The following is a 26,883-nucleotide window of genomic DNA, read 5'->3' on the forward strand; positions in this document are numbered from 1 at the left end:
TCACGCTCAAACTCAGCTGAGGCTTTCGCCTCCGATCAGCCCGCGTAGGCCGAGGCGTTCCTCGCGGAACAGCCGCGAGTCCATCCGCTTCGGCTCCCGCACGATAGGAACGAAATCCATGCGGTCGAGGATGTCCCGTTCCAGGTCCACGCCCGGGGCGATTTCGATCAGTTCCAGGCCCTCAAGGGTCAGGCGGAACACGCAGCGCTCGGTGACGTAGAGCACCGGCTTGCCGGATTCGGCGGCGAGCCGGCCGGCGAAGGTGCGGTGCTCCACCTGGCGCACGAACTTGTGTACCGCGCCATCCTGGAGGATGCGCAGGGCGCCGTCTTCGATGCGGATGTCCTGCGGCCCGGCGGTGAACGTCCCGACAAAGACCACCGCCTTGGCGTTCTGGCTGATGTTGATGAAGCCGCCGGCACCGGCCAGTCGCGAGCCGAACTTGGAGACGTTGAGGTTGCCTTCTGCATCGGCCTGGGCCAGGCCCAGAAAGGCGATGTCCAGGCCGCCGCCGTCGTAGAAGTCGAACTGGTAGGGCTGGTCGATCAGAGCGGCGTGGTTGCTCGCTGCGCCGAAGTCCAGGCCGGAGGCCGGCACGCCACCGATCACGCCGGGCTCGGCGGTCAGCGTCAGCAGGTCGATCACGCCTTCCTCGGCGGCCACCGCGGCCACGCCTTCAGGCATGCCGATGCCGAGGTTGACCACGGCACCGGGCGGCAGCTCCAGAGCGGCCCGGCGAGCGATCAGCTTGCGCAGGTCCAGCGGCATCGGCGCCAGGCTGTCGGTGGGCACCTGCACCTCGGCGGCGAAGGCCGGGTTGTAAGTGGTGGCGAAGGTCTGCTGGTGGTTTTCCGCGCGAGCCACCACCACACAGTCGACCAGGATGCCGGGCACTTTCACCTCTCGCGGGTTGAGCGAGCCGCGCGCTACGACGCGTTCCACCTGGGCAATGACCAGACCGCCCGAATTGCGCGCGGCCATGGCGATGGCCAGGCTCTCGATGGTCAGTGCCTCGCGTTCCATGGAAAGGTTTCCGTCCTCGTCCGCGCTGGTAGCGCGGATCACTCCGACGTTGATCGGGAAGGTCTTGTAGAACAGGTAGTCCTCACCATCGATGGGCATGCGCCGCACCAGGTCGTCGGTGGTCCGCTCATTGAGCTTGCCACCGCCGAATGCAGGGTCGACGAAGGTGCCCAGGCCCACCTTGGACAGCTGCCCAGGCTTGCCCGCGGCGATGTCGCGGAACAGCTGCGAGATCACGCCCTGGGGCAGGTTGTAGGCCTCGATGCGGTTTTCCACCGCCAGCTTCTGCAGCCCCGGCACCAGACCCCAATGGCCGCCGATCACCCGACGCACCAGACCTTCATGGGCCAGGTGGTTGAGGCCGCGGCCTTTGCCGTCGCCCTGGCCTGCGGCATACACCAGGGTCAGGCCCTGCGGTGCTTGCTCGACCTGGAAGCGCTGCTCCAGGGCGATGGCGACTTCCTCGGCGAAGCCGATGCCAACGAAGCCGCCGCTGGCCAGGTTGGCGTTATCCGGAATTCGCGCCACCGCCTCGGCGGCGCTCATCACTTTGCTCATGGTTTACCTCGAGCGGATTGATCTGGGGATGAAGGCTCTGCTTTTCCTGTGGGGGCGATTTCAATCGCTAAGCGCTGCGCAGCGGCCCCATAAGGATCACAAGGGCAGCCCTTCGGCCTGCTTAGCGAATGAATTCGCCCCCACAAAGCCACAAAGCTGATCAGAAACTCCCGAACAGGCTGCCCAGGGTGATCACCACGGTGAGCGCCATCAGTGGGAAGATCACGGTGTTCATGAAGATGAATTTGTACGAGTCGCGGTGGGTCAGCTTGCAGATGGCCAGCAGCGAGATCACCGCACCGTTGTGCGGCAGGGTGTCCATGCAGCCGGAGGCCATGGCGGCAACGCGGTGCAGCAACTCGGGGCTGATGCCGGCGGCGTTGGCCATCGCCAGGTATTGCGCGCCCAGGGTCTTGAGGGCGATGGACATGCCGCCCGAGGCCGAACCAGTGATGCCGGCGAGGATATTCACCGCTACGGCTTCGGACACCAGCGGGTTGCCCGGCACGCTCAGCACCAGGTCGCGGATCACCACGAAGCCGGCCAGGGAGGCGATCACCGAGCCGTAACCCACTTCGGATGCGGTGTTGAGGATCGGCAGCATGGAGCCGAAGGTGCCTTCGTTGACGCTCTGCTTGAGGTCGACCCAGCGCTTCCAGTGCAGGCCGACCAAAAGCAACACGGCTGCCGCCAGGGCAACGATGATCGACCAGATACCGATCAGCGACTTGGCGTCCTGCAAGCCACCGAACTCGGGCTTGGCCAGGTAGCTGGTGTCGACGGTGGGCAGCACTTGCTTGGCCATCACGAAGTTCAACGCGATCACCAGCAGAATTGGCAGCAGGGCGATCCAGAAGCCGGTATTCGGCACCCCGGTCAGCTCCAGGGTGTCGTCCTTGTGGCTTCCGTAGCCCTCGCCGGCAGCCATCAGTTGCCGCGCTTGGGCGCTCAGCCACCAGCTGCCGAGGCCGAGCATCATCAGGCCGCCGATCAGTCCGAGGATCGGCGCGGCGAAGGCGTCGGTGCCGAAGAACGGGCTGGGGATGGCGTTCTGGATTGCCGGGGTGCCGGGCAACGCGGTCATGGTGAAGGTGAAGGCGCCTAGGGCAATGGCGCCCGGCAGCAGACGCTTGGGAATGCCCGCCTCGCGGAACAGCGCGGTACCGATCGGGTAGACCGCGAAGGCCACCACGAACAGCGAGACGCCGCCGTAGGTCAGCAGGCCGCAGGCCAGGACGATGGCGAGGATGGCCCGCTCGCGGCCCAGCTTGGTGACGATGCCTTGGGCAATGGCGCGGGCCGAGCCGGAGTCGTCCATCAACTTGCCGAAGATGGCGCCGAGCAGGAACAGTGGGAAGAACTGGATCAGGTAGCCGCCCAGGGCTTTCATGAAGACCTGGGTGTAGGTCGGCAGCATCAATGCAACGTCACCGGCGAAAAGCACGGCAAGCAGGGCCAGCAACGGGGCGAGAATCAGGACGTTGATGCCGCGGTAGGCGAGGTACATCAACAGCGCAAGCGAAATCAGGATACCTAGGGTGCCCATGGGGACTTCCTTCTTGTTGTTGTTTTCAGCCGCCTCGAGGCGGCCTGTTCAGCGGCCGCGCAATTCAGGCAGGTCGGCGGCCATGCAGGCATAACAGCGAAAGCTGTGCCAAGACGGATTACGACTTTGGTCGTAGTGGGAGAAAGGGCTGTGGATCGAGGGTTGTCGACGAAACTGGTGAATACTGGTCGAGGCGCGCTAGGGAATTGAGCTGTCCAGAATTCTGGACTGTGTCCAATTGTATGGACGCCTGTCCATACTTCTGGACAAATCCATTAGCCTTGATTGCTTTTCATGTGGGGGCGAATTCATTCCCAAAGCAGCCCATAGGCCTGCGCTTTTGGTCCTTCAGGGGCTGCTCTGCGGCCCTTTGCGAATGAATTTGCGCCCACACCTATCAAAGGCCATGCACCTGCAGCTTGTTGTACAGGCTCGCCCGGGCGATCCCCAGGCGTTCTGCGGCCTGGGTGCGGTTGCCATTGCAGGCGGCCAGGGCGTCGAGGATCGCCTGGCGCTCGGCGGCAGCAAGGCTTTCGGACAAAGGCCGGACCTCACGGGTCGGCGCTACGGGAGTGGCCAGGGCTGCTGCTGGCGCGCTTGCAGCAGGCACCGGGTCCACCAGCAGCGGGCGGATGGCGCGGGTGCCCAGCGGGCCGCTATCGCTGCTCATCTGCGCCCGTTCCAGCAGGTTGCGCAGCTCGCGCACATTGCCCGGCCAGGGCTGGGCCTGGAGGAGTTGCAGGGCGTCGTCGGCTAGTTCCAGCGGCGGCTGGCTGGAGCGGTTGGCGATGTCGTCCAGCAGGTGCTCGATCAGCGCGGGCAGGTCTTCGCGACGTTCGCGCAGCGGGGGCAGGCGCAGGGTGAGGACGTTGAGGCGGTAGTAGAGGTCTTCGCGGAACTGCCCGGCCGCCACCTTGGCTTCAAGGTCCACGTGGGTAGCGGCGATCACTCGCACGTTCAGCGCTTTCACCTGGTTGGAGCCCAGAGGTTCCACCTCCTGCTCCTGCAACACGCGTAGCATCTTCGCCTGCAGGGGCAGCGGCAGGTCGCCGATCTCATCGAGGAGCAGTGTGCCGCCATCGGCCAGCTCGAACTTGCCAGCACGAGCGCGGCGCTCGGCACCGGTGAAGGCGCCCGGAGCGGTGCCGAAGAGTTCGGCTTCCACCAGGGATTCAGGAATCGCCGCCACGTTCACCGCAACGAAAGGCCCGTTGGCGCGCAGCGACAGGTTGTGGATGCCCTGGGCCAGCAGCTCCTTGCCAGTGCCGGTTTCGCCGCGCAGCAGCACCGTGGCGTCGAGCTGCGCGGCGCGGCGTGCCTGGCGTTTCACTTCGCTGGCGGCGGCGCTGGTGCCGATGAACCCTGCGATGGTATAGCGTGCGCGGCGGGCCTTGGCCAGTTCGCGCTGGGTGGCGGCCAGTTGGGTCTGCAACTGGTTGTACTTGGCCATGAGCGGCTGCAGGTGGCGGGCGCGGTCGAACAGCACGAAGCCCAGTGCGCCGACCAGGGTGCCGTCCGCGTCGCGCAGTGGAATGCGGGTGACCACGAAGTGCTCGTCACCGAAGGCCATCAGGTCGAGCATGCTCGGCTGGCCGCTCTGCACCACTTCGCGCAGGCGGCTGGCCGGCAGCACTTCCTCGATTTCCTTGCCGAGTACGCTGCGCGGGTCCGTGATGCCGACCTTGGCGGCGTACTTGTCGTTGATCCAGACGATGCGCGCCTGGCGGTTCACCGCGATGGTGCCCTCGCACTGGGCATCGAGGTGGTCGAACAGCAGCGGCATCGCCACTTCGCGGAAGCGCTCGGGGGAGACGCCGATGATCAGGCCGTGCTGGTCGAGGTCTTCACAGGCGATGGGCATGGCAGGGGCATCCGGCTGAAACATCAGGCAGCGATTATGGGGGCCTGTCGTAATGAACGCCTAGCCTGTAGGACTGTCGATAGCTGGGCAGATGACCTTTCCCACAAGGAGTGTTCCATGGACCTGATCCGCATCCTCATCGCCATCCTCCTGCCGCCGCTGGGCGTCTTCCTCCAGGTCGGCTTCGGCGGCGCCTTCTGGCTCAATATCCTGTTGACTCTGCTCGGTTACATCCCCGGCATAGTTCATGCCGTGTACATCATCGCCAAACGCTAGGTGCGGGCCCGCCCCGTAGGATGGATTGAGCCTGCGATACCCATCAATCGAAGCATCCACCATCGATGGGAATCGCTTCGCTCGTCCCATGGTGCGGGCAAATGCTTAATCCACCATCTTGATCAGGAGGATGCCGGCGGTGACCACGCAGGCCGCGAGGATGCGGCGGATGCCGAAGGGCTCCTTGAACACCAGGCTGGCGATGATGGCAGCGATGATGACGCTGCTCTCGCGCAGGGCCGCGACCTTGGCCACGTTGTCCAGGGTCATGGCGTAAAGCACCAGGCCGTAGGCCACGCAGTAGTTGAAACCGCCGAACAGCCCGACTTTCCAGTTGGCCTGGGCGAAGCGCAGCACCAGCGAGCCACGGCGCATCCAGGCCACCACCGGGATGGTCATGCTCTGCATCAGCGTCAGGTAGACCACGAACTGCAGCACGTTGTCGGCACGACGCACGCCCTGGGCATCGATCAGGGTGTAGAGCGCCACCCCGGCGCCGGCCAGCGCGGCGCAGCCCAGAGCTTTCAGGGCTCGGGATTCCAGGCGGGTGGAGAGCAGGCTGAGGATGCCAAGTGAGATCAGCACAATGCCCAGCTGCATGGCTCCGGACAGGTGCTCGCCGAACACCAGCCCGGCGCAGAGCGCCACAAGCAGCGGCGGTAGGCCGCGCACCACCGGGTAGACCTGGCCGAAGTCGCCGAACTGGTAGGCACGGATCAGGAGCAGCCGGTACAGGGTATTCACCACCACCGACAGGCCGATCAGGCCCCAGACTACCGGCGGCGGCGGACTTACCAGCGGCAGCAGGGCAATGCTGAAGCAGAAGGCTACGCCGTCCACCAGGGCCATGGAGGAGAGGCGGTCGCTGCCAGCCTTGATCACCGCGTTCCAGGAGGCGTGCATCAGGGCGGAAAGCAGGACCACCAGGGTGGCGAGATCGGTATCCGACAACACGTGAAATCCCCTGCCGCAAGAGGCTGTAAGTGTGGTGCCAAGGGTGCGGGTTCATCGAGACATCATTCAAATCGTTTATCGTTATCCGTCGAATAACTCTCACTGATGGCCTGCCCATGAATCTCTTCCAGCTTCGCGCGTTCGATGCGGTGGTCCGCGAAGGCAGTTTCACCCGTGCGGCCGAGCGGCTATGCATCAGCCAGCCGGCGGTGACCGGGCACATAAAGGCACTGGAAGAGCATTACCAGGTGCGTCTGCTGCGGCGCACCGCCCGGCAGGTGGAACCGACCGAATTGGGTCGGCGGCTGGCGGCCATCAGCCATGCCCTTTTCGCCCTTGCCGACCAGGCTGAAGACCTGCTGGACAGCAGCCAGGCGCTGGTTTCCGGTCGCCTGGAGCTTGCCGCCGACAGCCCGCACCTGGTCATGCCGCTGCTGGCGCGGATGCGCGAGCGCCATCCCGGCGTGCGCATCAACCTGCGTCTGGGCAACACCCAGGAGACGCTGACCGCGCTGAACGGCGAGCGGGTCGACCTGGCGGTGATCAGCGATATCTCCGAGCGCCCAGGCCTGCTCCTTCAGCCATTGGGAGAGGCGCGCCTGTGCCTGTTGTTGCCAGCCAATCACTCGTGGGTGGGAACGCGGGAGGAGGTGGCGCTGCATGAGCTGCGCGGCGAGGTGCTGCTGCAACGCGAGCCGGCCTCGCTGACTCGTCGAACCTTCGAGCGCGCCTGCTTGGACCTGGGCCTGGAACTGCGTGCCGAACTGGAGCTGAACAGCCGCGAGGCGGTGATCGAGGCGGTCGCAGCGGGGCTTGGGGTGAGCATCATCTATTCGCTCGAGGTCCCCCGCGATTCGCGTGTGCGGGCGCTGCCCTTGCAGGGCGAGGGGCTGGTGAGCCGGCATTTCCTGGCGTGCCTGGAGCGCCATGCGGAGCTCAGAGTGGTGCAGGCGTTCTTCGAGGTGGCGGCAGACGCTCACTAATCCAACTCCTCTCCCTGAAGAGGAGACTCGTGTCTGCAAAGCAGGATGTTGCCGGAAGCTCGGGGTGATGCCTTACCACAGGGGCCAGCTCCCCTCTCCCGTTGGGAGAGGGGCTGGGGGTGAGGGATGCTCCAAGCCAGCTCGGTGTCCGCCAATGCTGTTCTTCGCTGCATTCAGCAACAATCTACGACTCCGCAGGCCATACCCTTTCCCCACCTCCCGGCTGTTCCTTCCACGCCTGCAGCGATCGCGTCGGCAGATCGAAATAGTCCCGCGTCCGTGCATAGCCATGCCCGCCCATGCGGCCGATGGCATCCAGCCCGAGCTGGTCGATATTCAGCGTCTGCGGGTCGATCAGCTCTTCGCGCACGTGGGCCATCAGCACTTCGCCGAGGATGATTTCCCGCGATTGGCCGATGGACAGGCCCATCATGCGCCGACATTCCAGGGCCACAGGCGCTTCCTTGATCCGCGGGCAACCGACGCGGCTGCCAGGGATGGCGGTCAGCCCTGCAGCAATCAGTTCGTCGAAGCCCGGTTCGAAGGGCACGGCGCAGACGTTCATGGCTTCCACCAGCGCATCGCTGACGATGTTCACGGTGAACTCCTGGTTCAGCAGGATGTTACGCGTGGTGTCCTTGGGGCCGAGGTCGGCGTGGTTCTCCACCCCCAAGGCAAGGATCGGCGGGTCGGCGGAGAGGGCGTTGAAGAAGCTGAAGGGAGCGGCATTTGCGCGTCCTTGCGCATCCACCGTGGTGACCAGGGCGATAGGCCGGGGCACCACGCTGCCGATGAGGATCTTGTATTTCTCACGGGGGCCCAGTTGGGCGAAGTCGAAGCTCAGCATGGCGTGTTCTCTTTATTGGTCGGGCGCGCTGGCGAGGGTGCAGAGCGGCCGCGCTTCGCTCCAGGCATCGGCGAAGGGGATGGCCGGTTGGAACAGACTGCGCCAGTCGGGCTGGCCGAAGGCGCGTGTGGCGTGACTCCGCATCAGCGCGTGGAACTGCTGCTGGGCCTGGTGCTGGAGACTCGCGTAGTCGACGCCGTTCACCTGGCCGTCGTGCATCACGCAGCGGCCGTCGATCCAGCTGGCGATGCAGTCGTCGCCACGGCCGGCGAGGATCAGGTTCTTCAGCGGGTCGAACAGCGGGCCGAGGTGCATGCCAGCGAGGCTGAACACGGTGATGTCGGCACATGCCCCCGGCGCCAGGCGGCCGAGGTCGTCGCGACCCAGGGCCTTGGCGCCACCGAGGGTGGCAGCGTTGTAGAGGTCGAGGGCGCTGGTCTGTGCGCTGCCGCCTTCCTTGAGGCGGGCGATATTCAGGCCCTGGCGCATGTTGTCCAATAGGTCCGCCGGCCAGGTGTCGGTACCGAGGGCGAAGTTGACACCGTGGGCGCGGTAGCGGCCGAAGGAATCCAGCGCTTCGCCGTCGCGGGCGAACACCACCGGGCAGTGGACCAGGCTGGAGCCGTTTTCCGCTAAGCGCGCGAGGTCGTCATCGCCTTCGATGTAGATACCGTGGGGCAGCACGCTGCGCGGCCCGAGCAGCTCGAGGTGTTCCAGCCAGGCCAGCGGCGCCAGGCCACGCAGTCGTTTGACCCGCTTCACTTCACCGGGGCCCTGGCAGCAATGCAGGCGCACCGGGGCGGCCAGTTCGCAGCTGAGGGCGGCGGTGCGTTGCAGCAGCGCCGGAGTGCAGGTCTGGATGCGATCGGGCAGCAGGGCGCCACGGATCAGGCCGCCGTGGCTGCCATCGAATTCGCGGAAGAAGCGCTCGGCAGCGTCCAATCCGGCCAGGCCGCGGGGTTCATCCCAGTGCTCGGCGAGGGTGCCGTCGGCGCGTAGGTATTGCATGCCGCTCATGTAGCAAGGGCCGAGGTAGGCGCGCAGACCCAGTTCGGCCGCCACGCCGGCCACGGCGGCGAACTCGTCGAAGGTCTCCGCCCACTCGCGGTAGTACATAGAGGTGATCGGCATGGCCGTGGTGATGCCGTTGCGGATCAGTTGGGTGAAGGCGTAGCGGTACTTGAATACTTCTTCGTCGAAGCTATAGCTCTCACGCGGTCCCTTGGCCAGGTACTCTGCCGACCACATGCGGCCCATGTCGCGCTCGTCGCCGTTGTCGAGGGTGAGCACGGTGGAGTCGAGATCGCCTAGGGCGTCGAGGTCGATGAAACCTGGGCCGAGCAGGGCGTTGCCGTAGTCGATCCACTGGTCGACCGGGCCGGGAAAGCCGCGGCCGACGAAGAGAATGCGCGCGCCTTCGATGACCACCTCGCCATCGCGCCAGAGCACGTGGCGACTGCCGTCGAAGCCGACCACGCAGCTGGCCTTGAGGCCGATGCGGCGCGGCGCGGTCACAGGCGGCTCTCCAGCAGACGGCCCGAATCGGCGACCAGCCGGCCGGCACGGAACACCTGGCGTTGCGGTCGGGCGACGACCGCTTCACCCAGGCTCTGCGCGGGCAGCAGCAGGAAGTCGGCGCGCTGGCCGGGCACAAGGCAATTAACTTCACGACCCAGCGCCATGGCGCCGTGGCTCGAGGCGGCCTCGAAGGCTGCGACCAGTTCTTCGTCCTTGTTCAGGTCGAAGCGGAAGGCCAGAAGCATTGCACGTTCGAGCATGTCGCCGTTGCCCATGGGCGACCAGGCATCGCGGATGCCGTCCGAGCCCAGGCAGAGGTTCACGCCCGCCTCATGCAGGGCGAGGAAGGGTGGCACGGCGCAGTCGGCCGGTGCCGAACTCATCAGGGAGATTCCGAGGGCGGCCAGGCGTTCGGCCAGCGGCCGCACTTGCCCCCAGGGCGCCATCCCTAAGCAGTAGGCGTGGCTGATCATCACCTTGCCCTGACGGGCGAAGCGTTCGGTGTAGTCGGCGATGCGGGCGATCTGCCAGAGGCCGAGTTCGCCTTTGTCGTGCAGGTGAATGTCGACCCCACGGTCGAACTCGGCAGCGAGACCAAAGACGATGTCGAGCTGGGTGATGGGGTCGTTGTCGATGCCACAGGGGTCGAGACCGCCGACGTTCTCCACGCCCAGGCCGAGGGCTTCACGCATCAGCTCGGCGGTACCAGGGCGGCTGACCAGCCCGGTTTGCGGAAAGACCACCAGCTCCAGGTCGATCAGGTCGTGGTAGCGCGCCTGCAAGGCCTGCATGGCTTCGACATGGCGCAGGCCGAATTCGGGATCGATATCCACATGGCAACGCATGGTCAGCGAGCCAAGGGCGATGCAGTTTTCCAGCAGGGCGCCGGCGCGCTCGGCGATGGGCGCGGTGACCTCGCGTAGTACGCGGCGCTCGTTGGCGATGTAGTCCTTGAGTGTCGGGCCGGCGCTATTGGGGCGCCAGGGTTGGCCCCAGAGGGTCTTGTCCAGGTGGATGTGGCTTTCCACCAGGGCAGGGGTCATGAGCCGGCCTGCGCCGTCGATATCGCCGGCTACGTCTGGTCCAGTAGAGGCCGGGCGGCGCTCGACAAGCAAGCCGTCACGGATCAGGAAGTCTTCGGCTGCGCCGCCCAAGGGGCGGACGTTGCGCAGCCAGTAGCTATCAGCCATGGGAACCTCTGAAGCAGTGTGGTGGCACGATGTGTTCCCGTAGGAGCGTCAGCCCTTGAGCTTGGACCAGATGCGGTCCTGCAGCTCGCGCGCCTGGTTGCTGCATTCCTTCTCGGGACGCAGGCGTTCGGTGTATTCGTCGGGCATGTTGATGGCGTCCGTCACTTTCCACTTGGCGTCGAGAAGCTTGTCGCTGTCGATGCCGTTGGCGTAGGCAATCGCGTTGGACACGGCGGCAGCGTTTTCCGGTTTCATCATCCAGTCGATGAAGATCTTCGCGTTGCCCGGATGCGGCGCGCTTTTCGGCACGGCGAAGTTGTCTTGGAACATGGCCACGCCTTCACGCGGATAGACGTATTTGATGGTGCTCTTCTGCAGGGTGGCGCGGGCGGTGGAGCCGTTCCAGTTCTGCATCATGATCACCTCGCCCGAGGCCATGCGGTCCACGGTGTTGTCGGAGCTGTACATCTTCAGGAAGGGCTTTTGCTTCTGCAGCAGCTCGAGGATGCGCTTGGCGTCCTGCGGATTCTCACTGCACTCATCCACGCCCAGGTAGTGGCTGGCGGCGTTGATCACACTGCTGGGAGTGTCCAGCGCGGCGAGCTGGCCCTGCAGTTCGGGACGCGGCTCGAAGAACTCCTTCCAGGAGTCATCCAGCTTGCCGCCCGGCACCCGTGCGCTGTCGTAGGAGAAACCGGTCGTGCCCCAGAGGTAGGGCGCCGAATACTTACGGCCGGGATCGAAATCAGGGTCGCGGAAGGCCGGTTTCACATGCACGAAGTTCGGCAGGCTGGAGGCGTTGATTTCCTGCAGGTAGCCCTGCTTGATCAGGGTGCGCATGATTGAGTGCGACGGCACGATCACGTCGTACGCGGCGCCGCCGGCCTGCAGCTTGGCCAGCAGGGTTTCGTTGCTGTCGTAACCGTCCATGGTGACCTTGATGCCGGTCTCCTTCTCGAATTTTGCCAGCAGCTCCACCGGGTAGTAGTCGGTCCAGTTGTAGAAGAACAGTTCCTTGGGCTCATCCGCCTGGGCGAAGCTCGCGGCGAAACAGCTCAGGGCAAAACCGGCTACCCCATGACGCAATGCTTTCAACTTCATTGTTTTTCTCCGGGTTGAATAACAGGGTTGGGCAGTAGTGAAGCGATGGATCAGGTGGTGGGTTTGCCACGCTGGCCGAGCCAGTACGACAGGACCACCAGCACGATCGAGATCGCCAGCATCAGGGTCGAGATGGCGTTGATCTCGGGAGTCACCCCGGCCTTGATGGCCGAGAAGATGTAGACCGGCAGCGTCGTCGAGCCGGGGCCAGCGACGAAGAAGGTCATGATGAAGTCGTCGAGGCTGACCACGAACGCCAGCACCGCGCCGGACAGGACCGCCGGGAAAAGCAGCGGCAGGGTTACTCGGCGGAAGGTATGGAAGGGGTTGGCGTAGAGGTCGTTGGCAGCCTCCAGCAGGCTCTTGTCCAGGTCGTTCAAGCGTGCGCGGATCGGTAGGTAGGCAAACGGGATGCAGAAGCCGACGTGGGCGATGATCACCGTCAGCAACCCGAGCTTGATGCCGAGCGCCATGAACAGCAACAACGTGGCTACGGCGGTGACGATCTCCGGCAGGATCAGCGGCAGGTTGATGCCGCCTTCCACCATCTTCTGGCCGTAGAACGGCCGGTAGGTGGCCAGGGCCGCCAGTAGGGCAATGGCGGTGGCGCACACGGTGGCGATGCCAGCGACGATTACCGAGTTCAGAGCCGCTGCCTGGATCGACGGGTTGGCCAGGATGCGCCCGTACCAGGCGAAGGAGAACTCGGTCCAGACGGTGGCGGTGCGGTTGGCGTTGAAGCTGTAGGCGATCAGCACCAGGATCGGCAGGTACAGGTAGGCCAGGACCAGCAGGCTGGTTTCGCGGGTCAGCGGCAATTTCTTCAGATGGTTGGCGATCATCAGCGGGCTCCCTGGCGGACGGCTTTGGCGACCTTGCGGCTGTAGAGGGCGTAGAAAACCAGAGCGAGCAGCATCAGGCCGAGCAGGAGGAACGACAGCGAGCTGCCCAGCGGCCAGTTGCGTGCGGTGCCGAATTGCTGCTGGATCAGGTTGCCGATCATCAGTGTCTTGCCGCCACCGAGGATCGCCGGGGTGATGAAGGCACCCAGGCTCGGCACGAACACCAGCAGGGAGCCGGCCACCACGCCGGGCATGGAGAGCGGCAGGATCACCCGGCGTAGGGCTTTGACGCGGTTGGCACCGAGGTCATAGGCAGCTTCCACCAGGCGCCAGTCGAGCTTCTCCAGAGTGGAGTAGATCGGCAGGATCATGAACGGCAGGAAGCTGTAGACCAGGCCGATCACCACGGCGAAGTCGTTGTACAGCAGGGTGATGCCTCCGGCCTGCGGGAACAGCGCGTTGAGACTCTGCGCCAGCCAGCCGTGCTCACGCAGGATGATCAGCCAGGCGTAGTTGCGGATCAGCAGGTTGGTCCAGAAGGGGATGGTGATCAGCAACACCATCAGGTTGCGCGAGCGCTCGCTGAGGCTGCTCATCCACAAGGCTACGGGGAAGCCGAAGAGGAAGCACAGCAAGGTGGTACCGCCGGCCTGGAGCACCGAGCGCAGCAGCGCCTGGGCGTAGACCCAGTTGAGTTCCAGATTGCCGTCGAAGTCCTCCTGGAAGAACAGCTGCACATAGCTCTGCCATTGCCAGTCGGCGCTCCAGTCTACGCCGCCGTAGAGGTTGCGCGGCAGCAGGCTGATGTAGCCCATAATGCCGAGCGGAATGGCGATCAGACAGACCAGGGTGAGCAGCACCGGGGAGAGCAGCAGCAGGCGGTTGAGGCTCGGGGGAGTGGCGCTGACGCTCATCTCAGGCCTCCATCAGCAGGCAGGCGTGGGGTGGCAGATGCACCGCCACTTGCGAGCCGACTGCACGGGCGCTGGAGCCGCCCTCGTTGCTTTCGCGCAGCATCACCTTCGCGTCATTGGGGAGCCGGCACTGGTAGAGGGTGGCGGTGCCGACATAGAGCACCGCCTCGATCACGCCGCGCAGGTGGTGTGGCTGGTTCGGTTCCACCAGCTTCGAACGCTCGGGGCGGAAAGCCAGTTGCATCTTGCCGCTGTCGGCACGTTCGCCGAGGTTGCAGGGGATTTCCACCTGCAGGCCCTCAGGCTGGAACAGGCTGCCGTTCTGTGGGCATTGGCGCAGGTTACCGGGCAGGAAGTTGATGTCGCCGATGAAGTGCGCGACAAACCGGTGCTGCGGGCGTTCGTAGATTTCGTTGGGGCTGCCGACCTGGAGGATCTTGCCGGACGACATCACTGCGATACGGTCGGAGAGCGTCAGCGCTTCTTCCTGATCGTGGGTGACGAAGATGAACGTGATGCCCGCCTCCTGCTGTACGCGCTTGAGCTCGACCTGCATCTCCTTGCGCAGCTTCAGGTCCAGCGCCGACAGTGGCTCGTCCAGCAGTAGCACGTCGGGCTTGGGCGCCAGCGCTCGGGCCAGGGCCACGCGCTGCTGCTGGCCGCCGGACAATTCGGCGGGGCGACGCTTGGCCAGGTGCTCCATCTGCACCAGCGCCAGCATTTCCTTGACCCGCCCTGGGATGGCCCCGCGATCCTGCCCCTGCATCTCCAGGCCGAAGGCGATATTCTCCGCCACGCTCATATGCGGGAAGAGTGCGTAATTCTGGAACACGGTATTGACCCGGCGCTTGAACGGCGGCAGGTCGTTGACCCGTTGTCCGCCGATGCGGATATCGCCGGAAGTGACCTGCTCGAAACCGGCGATGGACCTTAGCAGCGTGGTCTTGCCGCAGCCCGAGGGGCCGAGGAGGGTGAAGAATTCGTTGTGCTGGATGGTCACCGAGACGTCATCGAGCGCAGGGCTAACCTCGGGGTCGTCCGTGTAGCGCTTGCTGACGTGTTGCACCTCGATAGTCGATGCATGCTTCATAGTGGTGCATTCCTCTTGTTTTTGTATGCAAAAATTGAATGCAATCTAGAAATACTCGGATTATGCTGACAGCGCAACCGGGTTTTTTTGCGGGCTTGTTTCCGCTTGAAACGGTTTGCACACGGAATTACGGAGTCACGAATGGCAGACAAGAAGCTGGAAACCACGGTGGACCGTGTTTACCAAGGGGTTTACCAGGCCATCAGCAATCGCTCGTTGCGCCCGGGGATGAAACTGGGCGAGGCCTCGCTGGCCGAGTTGTTCAACGTCAGCCGCACCTCGGTGCGGGCGGCGCTCAAGCAACTGGAAGCGGATGGGCTGGTGTCCACCGAGCCAAATAAAGGTGCCTGGGTCTCACTGCCCAGTGACGAAGAGATCCGCTCGCTGTTCGAAACGCGGCGGCTGATCGAGATCGGGATCGTCACCGAGCTTTGCCGGCGCCGGGACAGCGCGGCCATGCGCGACTTGCGCGATCACCTGCTGCTGGAAGAAGAGGCCAGGCGCGAGCACGATCACCAACGGCTGATCCACTTGCTCGGCGAGTTCCATATCAAGCTGGCCGAGGCCCTTAATAACCCGGTGCTGCTGGACTGGTTCCGCAAGCTGATTTCCCGCGCTTCGCTTTACGCCGCTGCGCTGGACGACGACCGTCATGACGTGTGCCGCGACGACGAGCACCTACGGCTGATCGAGTTCATCGAGGCTGGCAACCAGAACGCCGCCATTGAACTGACCTGTATTCACCTGGCGGGTATCGAAAACGCCATCCTCGACGTGGCCGGCAAGCTCAAGGCGAACTACCACCCGCTAAAACACCTGATCGAGACCTGACCTCGGCCATGAAGATCCAGCTGATCAACCCGAACACCAGTGCCGCCATGACGGCCAGCCTCGCTGATGCGGCGCGGCAGGTGCTGCACCCCGGCAACCAGTTGCTGGCGGTGACCAATAGCGCCGGCCCAGCCTCTATCGAAGGCCACTACGATGAAGCGCTGAGTGTGCCAGGGTTACTCCAGGCGATCCGTGACGGCGAGCGCAACGGTGTTCAGGGCCATGTGATCGCCTGCTTTGGCGACCCCGGCCTGCTGGCCGCGCGGGAGATCGCCCGGCACCCGGTGATCGGCATCGCCGAAGCTGCCATGCACCTGGCCACATGGGTCGCCACCGGTTTCAGCATCGTCACCACCCTCGGTCGCACCAAGGTCATCGCCCGTCATCTGGTGGAACGCTACGGCTTCCACCAGCATTGCCGGGGCATCCACGCGGTGGAAATTCCGGTGCTGGCGCTGGATGACGACCCCGAGGACCTGCTGCGTAGCATGCGCGCGGCCTGCGCCGGAGCATTGGAGCGGGACGAATCCGGCGCCATCGTGCTCGGCTGCGCCGGCATGAGCCACCTGGCCGCTGAGCTGACCGAGGCGCTGGGCGTGCCGGTCATCGACGGCGTAAGCGCGGCGTTGAAAATGGTGGAAATGCTCGGGGAACTGAAGCTGAGCACCAGCAAACGGGGGGACTTGGATTATCCGCTGGCCAAGCCCTATGCGGGGTACTTGCAGGGGTTTGCCTGGCCTGCCCTCACCCCCGCTTCCTCTCCTCTTTAAGGAGCGGGGGCGCCCTGCAGCCACCCAAACAATCGATCCGTCTCTTCCAACCGGCACAACTCGCTGCCTTCGGTCATGATCGCAGCCGTCCCCGCGGCCACGCCGTAACGCGCCGCCTCCAGCCACCCGGCTCCCGCCGCCAGCTTCAGCGTGACCGCCGCGACCAGGCTGTCGCCCGCGCCGACCGTACTGCGGCGCGGCACCGTCGGCGCCGGAATGCGCTCGATCAGCGAGTCGGTCACCAGTAGCGCGCCTTGTGGCCCCAGGGACACCAGGACACCCTCACAGCACCCCGCCTCCACCAGCCCGCGCGCCAGTTGTGCCAGTTGTTCCGGCCCGGCGATAGCCACCCCGGCCAGCGCGCTCAGTTCCTCCAGGTTCGGTTTGATCAGGAACACGCCGCCCACATCCAGCGCTTGGCGCAGGACTGGGCCGGTGCTGTCGACCACGCAGCGTACCCCGTGTCGCACGGCTCCCTGCAGGAGGCGCGGCAGAAAGTCCGCCGCCAGTCCCTCCGGCAGGCTGCCGCTGATCACCAGGTAATCTGGGGCTGGGATCGCCGCCAGTGCGGCGAGCAAGGCTTCCTGCTCTGCCGGCGCGAGCCGGGCGCCGGGCATGACGAAACGGTACTGCTGCCCGTCGGATTGGTTCGTCACGTTAATGCACTCGCGCGTCCACTCCGCAATCGGCACCACCCGATTCGCCACGCCCTCGGCATTCAGCCGCTCCACCAAGTGCTGCCCCGTCGATCCACCGGCCGGAAACAACGCAAACGCCTCGCCCCCCAGCCGGCGAATCGCCCTGGCCACATTGATCCCACCCCCGCCAGGCGCATATATCGGCGTGCTGCAGCGCAGCTTGTCATTAGGACAAAGCCGCGGGATGCCGGTGGCAAGGTCCAGTGCTGGGCTCAAGGTCAGGGTGACGATGCGGAAAGTGGTGGCCATGCTGCGGACCCTGCTTGGTGGAGGAAGGGCATACAGGATCAGCGTAGGCGAGTGCTGACTTGGGATCAGCAAGGAAGCGATCAGCGTCAGACAGAAACGCAAAAGCCGCGCACTGCGCGGCTTTCGATTTGGTGGGCCCACACGGACTCGAACCGTGGACCAAAGGATTATGAGTCCTCTGCTCTAACCGACTGAGCTATAGGCCCCAGAAGGCCGGCGGATTATACAGGCGCCTTATGTTGAGCGCCAATCGTCGGCAGGGGGCTTAGGAATTTTCGGGCGAAGGCCTCGGCCGGCAGGGGAGAGCTGACGATGAACCCCTGGATCTGCTCGCAGCCTTCCTGGGCCAGGAAGTGTTCCTGGGCAGTGGTTTCCACTCCTTCGGCGATTACGGTCAGTTGCAGGCTGCGGCCCAGGGCAATGATGGCGCGGGTGATGGCGGCGTCGTTGGCGTCGTCCGGCAGGCCGCTGACGAAGGATTTGTCGATCTTCAGAGTGTCCAGCGGCAGCCGCTTGAGGTAGCTGAGCGAGGAGTAGCCGGTGCCGAAGTCGTCGATGGCCAGTTGTACGCCCAGGGCCTTGAGGTCGTGGAGCACGCCCAGGGCCTCTTCGGCCTGGCTCATGATGAAGCCCTCGGTGATTTCCAGTTGCAGGCGCTGCGGGTCGAGCCCAAGGCTCTGAAGCAGCTGCTGCAGGCGATCCGCGAGGGTCGTTTGACGCAGTTGCGCGCCGGCCAGGTTGACCGAGATTGGGCCGAAGGGTGCGTGCTGCTCCTGCCATTGCTGCATCTGCTCGCAGGCCTTCTGCAGGACCCAGTCGCCCAGTGGAAGGATAAGGCTGCATTCTTCGGCGAGTGGGATGAAGCGTTCGGGAGGGATCTCGCCGAGGATGGGGTGGTTCCATCGGATCAGAGCTTCAGCTCCAACGAGGCATCGGGTGCCGAGGCAGAGTTTGGGTTGATAGACAAGGTAGAGCTGGTCGCGCTCCAGGGCGCGGCGCAGTTCGTTCTCCAGGGCCATGCGCTCGGTGGCCTGGAAGGTCAGGTCGCGGGTATAGAGCTCGACGCGGTTGCGCCCGCACGCCTTGGCCCGGTACATGGCAGCGTCAGCATTTTTTACCAGCGTTGCGACGTCTGTACCGTGCTCGGGGAACAGGCTGATGCCGATGCTGGCGCTGATGAAGAACTCATGATTCCCTGCGGGAACCGGGGCATCGAAGCAGGCGAGGAGTTTGTTGGCGACCGCTTGGGCATCGCCTGCGTTATGCAGGCCTGGCAGGAGGATGATGAATTCGTCGCCGCCTAGGCGGGCAACGGTGTCGATGTCGCGTAGCTGGTCACGTAGACGGTTGGCGATGCCCTTCAACAGTTGGTCGCCGACCGGGTGGCCGAGGCTGTCGTTGATGTGTTTGAAACGATCCAGGTCGATGAACAGGACGGCGCCATGGTGGTTGTCGGCCGTGGCATCGTTCAGGGCCAGTTGCAGGCGGTTTTCGAAGAGCAGCCGGTTGGGCAGGCCGGTGAGTGGGTCGTGGTGAGCCTGGTGGTCGAGGCGCGCTTGGGCGTGCTTTAGTGGCGAGATGTCGGCAAACACGCCGACGTAGTGGGTAACGCCCTGGCTATTATCACGGACTGCGTTGATGGTCAGCCATTCTGGGTACTGCTCGCCATTTTTGCGACGGTTCCAGATTTCACCTTGCCAGTGGCCATCCTGCTCGAGCTGGTACCACATGGCGGCAAAGAAGGCGCTGTCGTGGTGGCCAGAGGCGAGCAGGCGAGGAGTCTCGCCGAGGGCTTCGGCTTCGCTGTAGCCGGTGATTTCGCTGAAAGCCCGGTTGACCGCCGTGATGCGTTGCTCGGCGTCGGTGATCATCACCCCTTCGGCGGTGCTTTCGAAGACGGTGGCTGCCTGCTGGAGTTTCTCCTGCATCTGCTGGCGTTCGGTGATGTCGCGGGCGATGGTGAGGATGCAAGGTTCGCCGTTGATCGGTATGGGCTGGGCAGAGAGTTCGCACAAACGAATCTGGCCGTTCTTCTGGCGAATAGGCGCAGTGAAGTGGTGCAGGCTGCCTTGCTCGCGCAGCACGCTGACCATGTAATCGCGATCTTCCGGGTTGGCCCAGAGGCTGAGTTCGAGGGTCGAGCACTCGGTGGCTTCCTGGGCGCTGTATCCGGAAATGCGGCTGAAGCCTCGGTTGGCTTCGATCAGCTTGCCATCGCTCAGGCGAGTAATCAGCAGGCCATCAGGCGACGCATGGAAGGCGCGGGCAAACTTTTCCTCGGAAACCTGTAACAGCTGTTGGGTCTGTTTGACCTGGGTGATGTCGCGGACGACCACGACCAGGGCCGGCGCGTCATCCAGCTGGATGGTCTGGGCTGAGATGAGGCCGGTGAAAATCGCGCCGTTGCGGCGGCGGAAGGGCATTTCCAGATTGTGCAGCGGGTTGCCTTGCTGCAGGCGCTGGAGCAGCGTCGGACCTATGCCGGGGATACCCCAGATGTCGAGGCTGGTTGCGGAGCGGCCGAGGGCATCCTGCGCGCTGATGCCTATCTGTTGTTCGAAAGTGTGGTTTACCGCCAGCAGGGTGCCGTCCGAGCGCCGTGCGATGACGATGATGTCGGGGCAGTTGTGGAAAACCGAGGCGAACTTCTGTTCCGAGAGTCGCAGCGCCTGTTCGGTCTGCTTGGCCTCGGTGATGTCGACCATCAGGCCGCGCATGATCAGGCCGTCGCGGTGTGGGATGAGGGTGACGATGTCGTGTATCCAGAGTACCCGGCCGTCGGCTGCGAGCATGCGGTAGTCGAGGCTGTGGTCACGCTCTGCGCGGGTTTCCTCGAGACAGTAGCGCTCGGCCCGGACAGCATCGTCCGGGTGTAGGGTGCGTTGCCAGAAGCCGGGCTCGAGCCAGGCGGACAGCGGGTAACCGAGGAGGCGTTCGGCATGGGGCGAGACGTACTTGTAGCAGAGGTCGGATACGCGCATCTCCCAAGAGACGGCGTTGAGGCTTTCCACCAGTCCGCGGTAGTGCTGCTCGCTGCTGCGTAGTTCGACTTCCAGGGCAGCCCGGTTGGTCATCTCTGCGCTCAGGCGGCGATTCACCCGCAGGACGTAGACGAGAATGCCCAGCACTGCGAGCAAGGCCGGCAGGCCGTAAAGGAGCACGCGCGGCCAGTCGGTTGGCTGGTACACGGCTCCGCCGACCCAGCGCTGCTGGATCGCGGTGGCCTCTTCGCTGCTGATGTCGGCGAGCGCCTTGTCGAGGATGCTGGCGAGCAGGGGATTGCCGCGCGGCGTGGCCATCGCCAGCTGGTAGCGGTAAGACGTTTCGCCACTGATGGCGATGCCATCGAGTTTGAGCTGGCGCAGGCTCCAGACGCTGGAGGCGAGATCGCCGACAAAAGCGTCGACTTTGGCAGTCGCCAGCGCTTGCAGTGCGGCGGCAACGCTGGGGTAGGCTTGCAGGCTGAGGTCCGGGTTGCGATTGCGCAGCAGTTCGTGGGGGGCATAGTCCTTCACCACGGCGACCTTGAGGCCATAGAGCTGTTTGACTTCGCGCGGTTGCACGCCCTTCTCCCGGGATAGGATGACGATCGGGAAATCGAGGTAGGGGCGGGTGAAGAGCAGATGCTCCTGGCGCTCTGGGGTGGACATGATGCCCGGAAGCAGCTCCAGCTTGCCTTTGCGCGCCTGTAACAACACCTCGCTCCAGTTACTGGGTTCGATGGGTTTGAACTGGACGTTGAGGCGCTTGCGGACCTCTGCGAGGTAGTCGGCGGCCAGGCCCTGATGGGTGCCGTGTTCATCGCGAAATTCGAAGGGTGGCCAGGAAGTGTCGATGCCAAGCCGCCATTCCCGGTGCGCGTCGAGCCAGGCGCGCTCTTCCGGCGTGAGCGTCAAGGCGCTGGCCGAAGCTGCCCAGAATGCGATGCAGAGCAGGAGGATGGCCGGCAGTCGCGCCATGGCGGCCTCATTCGTTGAGGGATGACAGTGGGCAGTGTAGACGTGGCTACAGGTCAGTAGGAAGCAGAAAGCAGAACCCCCGGACTGGCCGGGGGTTCTGGGAGGGCTTATTCGTCGAGGAAGGAGCGGAGATGCTCGCTTCGCGACGGGTGACGCAGCTTGCGCAACGCCTTGGCTTCGATCTGGCGGATACGCTCTCGGGTCACATCGAACTGCTTGCCGACTTCCTCGAGGGTGTGGTCGGTATTCATGTCGATGCCGAAGCGCATGCGCAGGACCTTGGCTTCACGGGCGGTGAGGCCGGCCAGTACTTCGCGGGTCGCTTCCTTGAGACTTTCCACGGTGGCGACGTCGATCGGGGACTGCATGGTGGAGTCCTCGATGAAGTCACCCAGATGCGAGTCTTCGTCGTCGCCGATCGGGGTTTCCATGGAGATCGGCTCTTTGGCGATCTTCAGGACTTTGCGGATCTTGTCCTCAGGCATCTCCATGCGCTCGCCCAGTTCTTCCGGCGTGGGTTCGCGGCCCATTTCCTGCAGCATCTGGCGGGAAATACGGTTCAGCTTGTTGATGGTCTCGATCATGTGCACCGGGATGCGGATGGTGCGCGCCTGGTCGGCGATCGAGCGGGTAATCGCCTGACGAATCCACCAGGTGGCGTAAGTCGAGAACTTGTAACCGCGACGGTATTCGAACTTGTCTACCGCCTTCATCAAGCCGATGTTGCCTTCCTGGATCAGGTCGAGGAATTGCAGGCCACGGTTGGTGTACTTCTTGGCGATGGAGATCACGAGACGCAGGTTGGCCTCGACCATTTCCTTCTTCGCCCGGCGAGCCTTGGCTTCACCGATGGACATCCGGCGATTGATGTCCTTGATGTCGTTGACCGTCAGGTCGACTTCCTTCTCAAGGTCCACCAGCTTCTGTTGGTTGCGCTTGATGTCGTCCACCAGGCGGCCGATGGCTTCGGCGTACTTGGCTTTGCCCTTGGCCAGGCTGTCGGCCCAGGTCAGGTCGACTTCGTTGCTCGGGAACAGGCGCAGGAAGTCGGCGCGCGGCATGCGTGCGTCGCGGACGCAGAGCTGCATGATGGCGCGTTCTTGGGCGCGGACACGGTCCAGTGCACCGCGGACCTTCTCCACCAGGGCGTCGAATTGCTTCGGCACCAGCTTGATCGGCATGAACAGTTCAGCCAGGGCGAGCAGTTCTTCAGTCGCTTGCTTGCTGCCGCGACCGTGCTTCTTCAAGGCCTTCTTGGCATTTTCCAGCTGGTCGGATACGGCCGTGAAGCGGCGCAGGGCCTCTTCCGGGTCAGGACCACCGTCGCCTTCTTCCTCGGCGTCGTCGCTTTCGCCTTCTTCCTCTTCGTCCTCGTCCTTGTCTTTGGCCGCGGCGGCGTTGTCCTTCAGCTCGACAGGCTCGACTTCTTCTGCCGGCAGGGTGCCGTCATCCGGGTCGATGTAGCCGCTGAGAACGTCGGAGAGGCGGCCACCTTCAGTGGTGACGCGCTGGTACTCGGAGAGAATGCCGTCGACCGCCCCTGGGAAGTGAGCGATTGCGCTCATCACCTCGCGGATGCCTTCCTCGATGCGTTTGGCGATTTCGATTTCGCCTTCGCGGGTCAGCAGTTCCACGGTACCCATTTCACGCATGTACATGCGCACAGGGTCGGTGGTGCGGCCAATATCGGTCTCGACAGCAGCGAGGGCGGCTGCAGCTTCCTCGGCTGCGGCTTCGTCGGTGTCGGCTTCGGCCAGCAACAGGGCATCCGCATCCGGAGCACTCTCGAATACGTTGATCCCCATGTCGTTGATCATGCGGATGATATCTTCCACCTGTTCCGGATCGGAAATATCCTCCGGCAGGTGGTCGTTGACCTCCGCGTAAGTCAGGTATCCCTGCTCACGGCCACGGGCGATCAACTCTTTGAGGCGAGACTGCTGTTGCGCTTTTCCGGACATGGCACCCTATCCACTTAAGGTCTTGGCGGGCTGAAAACAAGCCGAGGATTATACCTGATCCGGGGCCTTACGCGCCAGTTGAGGTCGGAGTCAGGGGAGACGTGTTGCGGTTGAGGAGGTCGCGCAGCTGATCTTTCTCTTCTGCGCTGAGTTCACTTTGCCGCGCTTTCCGCAGCAGATTTTCCAAGCGGCGTTCCCGCTGGCGAGCCGACAACCTAGTTATAGTGTCGAAAAACTGTTGTTCAAGGTTATCGCTGGAAATCAGCCATTCCTTTTCCGCCAGGGCGCGCAGCAGTCGGCCCTGTTCGGTGCCGTGCCAGCGGGCAATCAGCTGCAGCGAACGCAGCTTCGGGTTCTTCTGGACGGCCTCCACCAGTGACACCATCAGTTGGGCGTAGGTGTCGTCTTCTGCCGCGAAATGGCTAGCATCTTCGACTTTCTGCGCCAGTGAGGGGTGGTGAAGAAGGGTACGAAGTGCAGTGAGTGTGGGCGATTCGACACTGACTTCGGTGCGTGGCGGGCGCTTGAAATCTCCGCGTCCCGACTTGTCCCACTTCTTGCCATCCTTCTTCCAGCTGTCCTTGCGCCGTTCGTCTTTTTTCCAGTTTCCCTGGGGCTCGGCGGGCGATTCGAAGTACTGGGGCGGGGTCGGTTCGTGATAGTCGCTGTAGCCGGAGATGCTGTCGTAATAGCTGTCGTCCGACGTCTGGGGCTCACTGCTGGTGGGGGTGCTGGCGGTGGTTCTCGCCATGCGACCGAGGGTGTCGTTGTTGAGCCCGGTGATTTCCGCCAGGCGCTGGCGCATCAGGGCGCGCAGGTTGGCACCGGGCACGCGCTCGATCAGCGGAGCGGCAAGGGTGGCCAGGTGTGCCTTGCCTTCCAGTGAGCTGGGGTTCGCTTCTTCGGTCAGTTGCTGGAAGAAGTAATCCGCCAGGGGCTGGGCATGCTGGGTGATGCGGGCCAGGAAGGCGTCAGTGCCCTCCTTGCGGACTAGGCTGTCGGGGTCTTCGCCTTCGGGGAGGAACAGGAAGCGCGCACGGCGACCGTCTTCCAGGCTTGGCAGGGCGGCTTCGAGCGCACGCCAGGCGGCCTTGCGACCGGCTTGGTCGCCGTCGAAGCAGAACAGGATGCTCGGCACCAGGCGGAACAGGCGCTTGATGTGCTCTTCGCTGGTGGCGGTGCCAAGGGTGGCGACGGCATTGCGCAGGCCTTGTTGGGCGAGGGCTATGACGTCCATGTAGCCTTCTACGACCATGATTTCGTCGAGGCTGCGGTTGTGCTTGCGCGCTTCATAAAGGCCGTACAACTCCTGGCCTTTGTGGAACACCGGCGTTTCCGGGGAGTTGAGATACTTGGGCTTGTCGTCGCCCAGCACCCGGCCGCCGAAAGCGATGATCCGCCCGCGGCTGTCGCGAATGGGGAACATCACGCGGTCGCGGAAGCGATCGTAGCGTTTGCCGGTGTCAGCATTTTCGATCAGCAGGCCGGCATCGATCATGCTTTTCTGCTGAAGGCTGTCACCGCCCATGTGCTTGAGCAGGTTGTCCCAGCCGGGCGGGGCGAAGCCGAGGGCAAAGTCACGGGCGATTTCGCCCGTGAGTCCGCGCCCTTTCAGGTACTCGACCGCAGCCTTGCGGGTCGGGTGGTTTTTCAATGCCTGGCGATAGTAGTCAGAGGCCGCCGTCAGCAGGGGGTAGAGCGGGGAGTCGGTCGGCTGGCGGGGCTTGTTGCTGCGCCCGCTCTCTTCTCGCGGTACATCCAGCCCGGCGCGCTTGGCCAGATCCTCGACTGCCTGGGGGAAGTCCAGGTGGTCGTGGTCCATGATGAAGCCAAGGGCGTTGCCGCCGGCACCGCAGCCGAAGCAGTAGTAGAACTGTTTGTCCGGGCTGACGCTGAAGGACGGTGTCTTCTCGTTGTGGAAGGGGCAGCGCGCGGTGTAGTTCTTGCCAGCCTTCTTCAATTGGATGCGTGAACCCACCACGTCGACAATGTCGGTGCGGTTCAGCAGATCATCGATGAAGCCTTGGGGGATCAGGCCGGCCATAAGGTGCTCGGGGCGCTTTGAGGTTCGAAGCATACTCCCCGTTCGGTGGGCGAAACAGGGGGCGAGCGGCGTGCGCTAGAAAGCAAAAAACTCCGGCTATCGCCGTAGCGAAGCGGAGTCTTCTGTGCTGCTTAAATGCACTCGCCCGGCCGCGGCCGGGCGATGCTAGAGCGTGCTGCGGAGCCTGTTAACTCAGTACAGGCGCTCGCGGCGGCGCTGCTCGCGCTGCACTTTCTTGGCGTGACGCTTAACTGCAGCAGCAGCTTTGCGCTTACGCTCGGCAGTGGGCTTCTCGTAGAACTCACGGCTGCGAACTTCGGCCAGTACGCCGGCTTTTTCGCAGGAGCGCTTGAAACGACGCAGGGCTACGTCGAAGGGTTCGTTCTCTTTTACTTTGACGGCTGGCATCCAGGTCGTACCTTCATCAATTACCGAATGGTCGACGCATTCCGGCAAAAAGTAGGCTCGGTGGCGCGTCGGATTTCAAGGGCTGCGGATATTAACGCCTCGGGCCCTGGAATGCAAAGCCTTCAGTCGAAAACCACTGGTCGGGGCGAGGGGCGGCGATTATGATTCGCGCCTTCTTGTTTGGCTAGGCCTGAAGGCTCATACCCATGCTAGTGCTGGGGTTGGAAACCTCCTGCGACGAAACCGGCGTCGCACTCTATGACAGCGAACGTGGCCTGCTGGCCGATGCGCTGTTCAGTCAGATCGACCTGCATAGGGTCTACGGCGGCGTCGTGCCTGAGTTGGCGTCACGCGATCACGTCAAGCGCATGCTGCCCTTGCTGCGCCAGGTGCTGGACGAAGCCGGCTGCGTGCCCTCCGATATCGATGGTATCGCCTACACCGCCGGCCCCGGGCTGGTAGGTGCATTGCTGGTCGGGGCGTCCTGCGCCCAGGCCATGGCGTTTGCCTGGGGCGTGCCGGCGCTTGGCGTTCACCATATGGAGGGCCACCTGCTGGCGCCCATGCTGGAGGAGCAGCCGCCGGAGTTTCCGTTCGTCGCTCTGCTGGTTTCCGGCGGTCACACGCAGTTGGTGCGCGTCGATGGCATCGGCCGTTACGAGTTGCTTGGCGAATCGGTGGACGATGCGGCCGGCGAGGCGTTCGACAAGACTGCCAAGCTGATCGGCCTGGGCTATCCCGGCGGGCCTGAGATCGCTCGCCTGGCGATGAGTGGTACCCCTGGCCGTTTCACCTTTCCTCGACCGATGACGGATCGCCCGGGGCTGGATTTCAGCTTCAGTGGCCTGAAAACCTTCGCGCTCAATACCTGGCAGCAGTGCCGCGGTGCTGGGGACGACGGTGAGCAAACCCGTTGCGACATCGCTCTGGCGTTCGAGCAGGCAGTGGTGGAGACTCTCACCATCAAGTGCAAGCGCGCCCTCAAACAGACCGGGCTGAAGCGTCTGGTCATCGCTGGTGGTGTCAGCGCCAATCAGGCACTGCGCCAGGCCCTTGCCAAGATGCTGGGTGAGCTGAAGGGCGATGTGTTCTACGCGCGTCCACGGTTCTGCACGGATAACGGGGCCATGATCGCCTATGCGGGCTGCCAGCGTTTGCTGGCAGGGCAGCATAACGGTCCGGCGATTGCCGTGCAGGCGCGCTGGCCGATGGAGAGCTTGCCAGCGGTTTGACTGCTGGCTGAGCCCCATTCACTCATCG

21 protein-coding genes and 1 tRNA gene are annotated in these 26,883 nt (G+C 63.9%); 5 read left to right on the forward strand and 17 right to left on the reverse strand.

Annotated elements, in window-relative coordinates; genetic code table 11:
* Positions 1 to 12 precede the first annotated feature (12 nt).
* The 3 genes from OXH74_RS10450 to OXH74_RS10460 form a co-directional block, all read right to left on the reverse strand.
* Positions 13 to 1,581 carry an acyl CoA:acetate/3-ketoacid CoA transferase gene (locus OXH74_RS10450; protein WP_375741147.1) on the reverse strand — a complete coding sequence of 523 codons (1,569 nt, stop codon included), beginning with the start codon at positions 1,579 to 1,581 and terminating at the stop codon, positions 13 to 15.
* A 160-nt stretch (positions 1,582 to 1,741) separates the two neighbouring features.
* On the reverse strand, positions 1,742 to 3,127 hold the full coding sequence (locus OXH74_RS10455; RefSeq protein WP_375741148.1) for a GntP family permease: 1,386 nt from the start codon (positions 3,125 to 3,127) through the stop codon (positions 1,742 to 1,744).
* Between the two features lie 397 nt (positions 3,128 to 3,524).
* A complete protein-coding gene (locus tag OXH74_RS10460; RefSeq protein WP_375741149.1) occupies positions 3,525 to 4,988 on the reverse strand; it encodes a sigma-54 interaction domain-containing protein in 1,464 nt (487 codons plus the stop codon).
* 117 nt (positions 4,989 to 5,105) lie between these two features.
* Between OXH74_RS10460 and OXH74_RS10465 the strand changes: the two genes are divergently transcribed.
* Positions 5,106 to 5,264: a YqaE/Pmp3 family membrane protein gene (locus OXH74_RS10465; RefSeq protein WP_003084988.1), complete on the forward strand. Its 159-nt coding sequence runs from the start codon at positions 5,106 to 5,108 to the stop codon at positions 5,262 to 5,264.
* A 105-nt stretch (positions 5,265 to 5,369) separates the two neighbouring features.
* Here the strand turns inward: OXH74_RS10465 and OXH74_RS10470 are convergent, their stop codons facing one another.
* Positions 5,370 to 6,218: an EamA family transporter gene (locus OXH74_RS10470; RefSeq protein WP_375741150.1), complete on the reverse strand. Its 849-nt coding sequence runs from the start codon at positions 6,216 to 6,218 to the stop codon at positions 5,370 to 5,372.
* Between the two features lie 116 nt (positions 6,219 to 6,334).
* Between OXH74_RS10470 and OXH74_RS10475 the strand changes: the two genes are divergently transcribed.
* Positions 6,335 to 7,201, forward strand: coding sequence for a LysR substrate-binding domain-containing protein (locus OXH74_RS10475; protein ID WP_375741151.1), 867 nt, complete (start codon positions 6,335 to 6,337; stop codon positions 7,199 to 7,201).
* A 184-nt stretch (positions 7,202 to 7,385) separates the two neighbouring features.
* Here OXH74_RS10475 and OXH74_RS10480 read toward each other — a convergent pair whose 3' ends face one another.
* Genes OXH74_RS10480 through OXH74_RS10510 form a run of 7 tightly spaced genes read right to left on the reverse strand, consistent with a single transcriptional unit; the run spans position 7,386 to position 14,703 of the window.
* Entirely contained in the window at positions 7,386 to 8,048 is a 663-nt protein-coding gene (locus tag OXH74_RS10480; protein WP_375741152.1) for a flavin reductase family protein, read from the reverse strand.
* Between the two features lie 12 nt (positions 8,049 to 8,060).
* Positions 8,061 to 9,563 (reverse strand): amidohydrolase family protein, encoded by a 1,503-nt coding sequence (locus OXH74_RS10485; RefSeq protein WP_375741153.1) that lies wholly within the window; start codon positions 9,561 to 9,563, stop codon positions 8,061 to 8,063.
* A complete protein-coding gene (locus tag OXH74_RS10490) occupies positions 9,560 to 10,756 on the reverse strand; it encodes an amidohydrolase family protein (RefSeq protein WP_375741154.1) in 1,197 nt (398 codons plus the stop codon). The genes OXH74_RS10485 and OXH74_RS10490 overlap by 4 nt, the downstream gene beginning before the upstream one ends.
* Before the next feature lie 48 nt (positions 10,757 to 10,804).
* A complete protein-coding gene (locus tag OXH74_RS10495; RefSeq protein ID WP_375741155.1) occupies positions 10,805 to 11,857 on the reverse strand; it encodes an extracellular solute-binding protein in 1,053 nt (350 codons plus the stop codon).
* 50 nt (positions 11,858 to 11,907) lie between these two features.
* The gene (locus tag OXH74_RS10500; protein WP_215381176.1) at positions 11,908 to 12,699 is read right to left on the reverse strand and encodes an ABC transporter permease; all 792 of its coding nucleotides are present in this window, start codon (positions 12,697 to 12,699) and stop codon (positions 11,908 to 11,910) included.
* The gene (locus OXH74_RS10505; protein WP_375741156.1) at positions 12,699 to 13,613 is read right to left on the reverse strand and encodes an ABC transporter permease; all 915 of its coding nucleotides are present in this window, start codon (positions 13,611 to 13,613) and stop codon (positions 12,699 to 12,701) included. Before OXH74_RS10505 ends, OXH74_RS10500 begins: the two co-directional genes overlap by 1 nt.
* 1 nt (position 13,614) lies before the next feature.
* The gene (locus tag OXH74_RS10510) at positions 13,615 to 14,703 is read right to left on the reverse strand and encodes an ABC transporter ATP-binding protein (RefSeq protein WP_375741157.1); all 1,089 of its coding nucleotides are present in this window, start codon (positions 14,701 to 14,703) and stop codon (positions 13,615 to 13,617) included.
* Between the two features lie 141 nt (positions 14,704 to 14,844).
* Here OXH74_RS10510 and OXH74_RS10515 point away from each other — a divergent pair, with 141 nt between their 5' ends.
* The gene (locus OXH74_RS10515; RefSeq protein WP_375741158.1) at positions 14,845 to 15,534 is read left to right on the forward strand and encodes a GntR family transcriptional regulator; all 690 of its coding nucleotides are present in this window, start codon (positions 14,845 to 14,847) and stop codon (positions 15,532 to 15,534) included.
* 8 nt (positions 15,535 to 15,542) lie between these two features.
* A complete protein-coding gene (locus OXH74_RS10520) occupies positions 15,543 to 16,304 on the forward strand; it encodes an aspartate/glutamate racemase family protein (protein WP_375741159.1) in 762 nt (253 codons plus the stop codon).
* Here the strand turns inward: OXH74_RS10520 and OXH74_RS10525 are convergent.
* From OXH74_RS10525 to rpsU, 6 genes are all read right to left on the reverse strand, one after another.
* Positions 16,301 to 17,323, reverse strand: a complete 1,023-nt coding sequence (locus OXH74_RS10525) for a 1-phosphofructokinase family hexose kinase (protein ID WP_375741160.1) — start codon at positions 17,321 to 17,323, stop codon at positions 16,301 to 16,303. The genes OXH74_RS10520 and OXH74_RS10525 overlap by 4 nt on opposite strands.
* A gap of 57 nt (positions 17,324 to 17,380) precedes the next feature.
* Positions 17,381 to 17,457, reverse strand: a tRNA-Ile gene (locus OXH74_RS10530).
* Between the two features lie 15 nt (positions 17,458 to 17,472).
* Positions 17,473 to 21,210 (reverse strand): EAL domain-containing protein, encoded by a 3,738-nt coding sequence (locus OXH74_RS10535; protein WP_375741161.1) that lies wholly within the window; start codon positions 21,208 to 21,210, stop codon positions 17,473 to 17,475.
* Positions 21,211 to 21,317: 107 nt separating this feature from the next.
* Positions 21,318 to 23,171, reverse strand: a complete 1,854-nt coding sequence (gene rpoD, locus OXH74_RS10540; protein WP_375741162.1) for an RNA polymerase sigma factor RpoD — start codon at positions 23,169 to 23,171, stop codon at positions 21,318 to 21,320.
* A gap of 67 nt (positions 23,172 to 23,238) precedes the next feature.
* Positions 23,239 to 25,215, reverse strand: a complete 1,977-nt coding sequence (dnaG, locus tag OXH74_RS10545) for a DNA primase (protein ID WP_375741163.1) — start codon at positions 25,213 to 25,215, stop codon at positions 23,239 to 23,241.
* Positions 25,216 to 25,407: 192 nt separating this feature from the next.
* Positions 25,408 to 25,623 (reverse strand): 30S ribosomal protein S21, encoded by a 216-nt coding sequence (gene rpsU / locus OXH74_RS10550; RefSeq protein WP_003085057.1) that lies wholly within the window; start codon positions 25,621 to 25,623, stop codon positions 25,408 to 25,410.
* Positions 25,624 to 25,829: 206 nt separating this feature from the next.
* Between rpsU and tsaD the strand changes: the two genes are divergently transcribed.
* Complete coding sequence (tsaD, locus tag OXH74_RS10555; protein WP_375741164.1) at positions 25,830 to 26,855, forward strand: tRNA (adenosine(37)-N6)-threonylcarbamoyltransferase complex transferase subunit TsaD; 1,026 nt, start codon at positions 25,830 to 25,832, stop codon at positions 26,853 to 26,855.
* Positions 26,856 to 26,883 lie beyond the last annotated feature (28 nt).

Origin of the sequence: Metapseudomonas boanensis, assembly GCF_042232855.1 — a bacterium.
Classification (GTDB): domain Bacteria; phylum Pseudomonadota; class Gammaproteobacteria; order Pseudomonadales; family Pseudomonadaceae; genus Metapseudomonas; species Metapseudomonas boanensis.

Excerpts from the sequence above, each read along its gene's own strand:
- OXH74_RS10475 (WP_375741151.1), top strand. The coding sequence starts at position 6,335 with ATGAATCTCTTCCAGCTTCGCGCGTTCGATGCGGTGGTCCGCGAAGGC.
- OXH74_RS10465 (WP_003084988.1), top strand. The coding sequence starts at position 5,106 with ATGGACCTGATCCGCATCCTCATCGCCATCCTCCTGCCGCCGCTGGGC.
- OXH74_RS10455 (WP_375741148.1), bottom strand. The coding sequence starts at position 3,127 with ATGGGCACCCTAGGTATCCTGATTTCGCTTGCGCTGTTGATGTACCTC.
- OXH74_RS10520 (WP_375741159.1), top strand. The coding sequence starts at position 15,543 with ATGAAGATCCAGCTGATCAACCCGAACACCAGTGCCGCCATGACGGCC.
- OXH74_RS10495 (WP_375741155.1), bottom strand. The coding sequence starts at position 11,857 with ATGAAGTTGAAAGCATTGCGTCATGGGGTAGCCGGTTTTGCCCTGAGC.
- OXH74_RS10490 (WP_375741154.1), bottom strand. The coding sequence starts at position 10,756 with ATGGCTGATAGCTACTGGCTGCGCAACGTCCGCCCCTTGGGCGGCGCA.
- OXH74_RS10515 (WP_375741158.1), top strand. The coding sequence starts at position 14,845 with ATGGCAGACAAGAAGCTGGAAACCACGGTGGACCGTGTTTACCAAGGG.
- OXH74_RS10535 (WP_375741161.1), bottom strand. The coding sequence starts at position 21,210 with ATGGCGCGACTGCCGGCCATCCTCCTGCTCTGCATCGCATTCTGGGCA.
- OXH74_RS10510 (WP_375741157.1), bottom strand. The coding sequence starts at position 14,703 with ATGAAGCATGCATCGACTATCGAGGTGCAACACGTCAGCAAGCGCTAC.
- OXH74_RS10450 (WP_375741147.1), bottom strand. The coding sequence starts at position 1,581 with ATGAGCAAAGTGATGAGCGCCGCCGAGGCGGTGGCGCGAATTCCGGAT.
- rpsU (WP_003085057.1), bottom strand. The coding sequence starts at position 25,623 with ATGCCAGCCGTCAAAGTAAAAGAGAACGAACCCTTCGACGTAGCCCTG.
- OXH74_RS10505 (WP_375741156.1), bottom strand. The coding sequence starts at position 13,613 with ATGAGCGTCAGCGCCACTCCCCCGAGCCTCAACCGCCTGCTGCTGCTC.
- OXH74_RS10460 (WP_375741149.1), bottom strand. The coding sequence starts at position 4,988 with ATGCCCATCGCCTGTGAAGACCTCGACCAGCACGGCCTGATCATCGGC.
- OXH74_RS10500 (WP_215381176.1), bottom strand. The coding sequence starts at position 12,699 with ATGATCGCCAACCATCTGAAGAAATTGCCGCTGACCCGCGAAACCAGC.
- OXH74_RS10480 (WP_375741152.1), bottom strand. The coding sequence starts at position 8,048 with ATGCTGAGCTTCGACTTCGCCCAACTGGGCCCCCGTGAGAAATACAAG.
- dnaG (WP_375741163.1), bottom strand. The coding sequence starts at position 25,215 with ATGGCCGGCCTGATCCCCCAAGGCTTCATCGATGATCTGCTGAACCGC.
- tsaD (WP_375741164.1), top strand. The coding sequence starts at position 25,830 with ATGCTAGTGCTGGGGTTGGAAACCTCCTGCGACGAAACCGGCGTCGCA.
- rpoD (WP_375741162.1), bottom strand. The coding sequence starts at position 23,171 with ATGTCCGGAAAAGCGCAACAGCAGTCTCGCCTCAAAGAGTTGATCGCC.